Genomic DNA, 2068 nt, shown 5'->3' with positions numbered 1-2068 from the left:
AAGGCAGCATCGACTTCCAGACCCCGCCGAACGATGTGTACAACAACGGCTCGACCGTCAGCGTAACGATCAAGGACGCCACCGGTGGCAACTTCGAACAGCTGAACGCAAGTCCGACCCCGGCAGTTACCACTATTAATGACAGCATCGACACAGTCACTGTCAGCATCGTCAGCAATGGCAATGTGACCGAAGACCAGCAGCCGTCCTTCACCGTAAAAGTCAGCCAGGCTCTGGATCGCCCGCTCACCGTTACTCTGTCGAACGGGGACAAGGTCACTATCGATGCGGGTAAAACCGAAGTCGTGTACAAGACTGAGGCTCAAGGTGATGATGTCATCAAAGACCCAGGCTCCGTCACGGTGGGTATCGCTGACGCTAGTGTCTCTGGTGCAACGTTCGAGCACTTGGTCATCGGTAACCCAGCCACTGTTCAGATCGCCGATACCATTAGCGAAGTCGTTGCAACGCTGACCGTCGATAAGGCGACTGTCACCGAAGGTGGGCAGGTCACCTACACGGTTACGCTGAGCAATGCCCAAGGTCTGTCCGTAACCCAGCACGGCGCACTTACCTTCACCCTCACCGACGGCACCAAGGTTGTTATCCCGGCTAACAGTGCGTCCGGTAGCGCCACTATTACAGTTGCTGACGATGTCTATGTAGGTGGCCAGCCTGCGTTGGCTAACAAACTCGAGGCAGTCTCAGGGGGTGAGAACTTCGAGAAGCTCACACTGAGCGGCGATACTGTCACTACCACTGTGACAGATGAACCAGGCTCTGGTACTCCTGGTACAGGCAACCAAGGTGATCTGGTGTTGGTCACTATCACCGCTGACCAGACTTCCGTTGCTGAAAACGTCAAACCCACGTTCACCGTACAAATCAACACCGCCTTGGCCCACGACCTGATCGTAACCCTGAGCAACAACGCTCAGGTCACCATCAAGGCTGGCCAGACCAGTGCCTCGTATGAGCACGCTGCGCAAGGCGATGACGTTTATAAGGACTCAGGTGAAATTAGCCTGGGTATCAAGGCGGCTGCAGATATCGACGGTCGTACCTTCGAGAACCTGCAACTGGGCGGTAACGCGTCCGTTAAAGTTACTGACACGATCGACGAAGTCGTAGCCAAGTTGACCGCTACCTCTTCCGTGACCGAAGGCGGCGAAATCACCTATACCGTGACGCTGACCAATAAAGACGGTCTGCCGATCAACAACCACGCTGAGCTGTATTTCCACCTGAAAGATGGCACCACCGTTGTAGTGCCTGCCAACAGCACCGTGGGTTCGGCCACTGCCATCGCCCCAGACAACGTCTATGTTGGCACTAACCCTGCGGTCGAGAACTTCATCGACTCGGTCAGCGGCGCAGATGCGTGGAAATTCGAACAACTGACCCTGGATAAAACCCCGGTCAGCACCACTGTCACCGACGAGCCAGGTTCAGGGACGCCAGGCACTGGCAACCAGGGCGATATCGTCAAGGTTACTATCACTGCCGATCAGGATTCGGTCGCTGAGAACGTCAAACCGACGTTCACTGTGCACGTAAACACCGCCCTGGCCCACGACCTGGTCGTGACCCTGAGCAATAACGCTCAGGTCACCATCAAGGCTGGCCAGACCAGTGCCTCGTATGAGCACGCTGCGCAAGGCGATGACGTTTATAAGGACTCGGGTGAAATCAGCCTGGGTATCAAGGCGGCTGCAGATATCGACGGTCGTACCTTCGAGAACCTGCAACTGGGCGGTAACGCGTCCGTTAAAGTCACTGACACGATCGACGAAGTTGTAGCCAAGTTGACCGCTACCTCTTCCGTAACCGAAGGCGGCGAAATCACCTATACCGTGACGCTGACCAACAAAGACGGTCTGCCGATCAACAACCACGCCGAGCTGTATTTCCACCTGAAAGATGGCACCACTGTTGTAGTGCCTGCTAACAGCACCGTGGGCACCGCTACCACTATCGCGCCGGACAACGTCTATGTCGGTACAAATCCGGCGGTAGAAAACGCCATCGACTCGGTCAGTGGCGCTGATGCTTGGAAGTTCGAACAACT

At 55.8% G+C, this 2068-nt stretch carries 1 protein-coding gene; it reads left to right on the top strand.

The genetic code is table 11. The annotated features are described in order from the left end of the window. Nucleotides 1-2068 (top strand): immunoglobulin-like domain-containing protein (locus PPA02S_RS22315; protein WP_042141872.1); only part of this gene is annotated, 2068 nt, incomplete at both ends.

It is taken from the genome of Pseudomonas parafulva NBRC 16636 = DSM 17004 (genome assembly GCF_000730645.1).
Lineage (GTDB): Bacteria > Pseudomonadota > Gammaproteobacteria > Pseudomonadales > Pseudomonadaceae > Aquipseudomonas > Aquipseudomonas parafulva.
The sequence above is the reverse complement of the archived record's forward strand: the minus strand, read 5'-3'. Positions and strand labels throughout refer to the sequence as shown.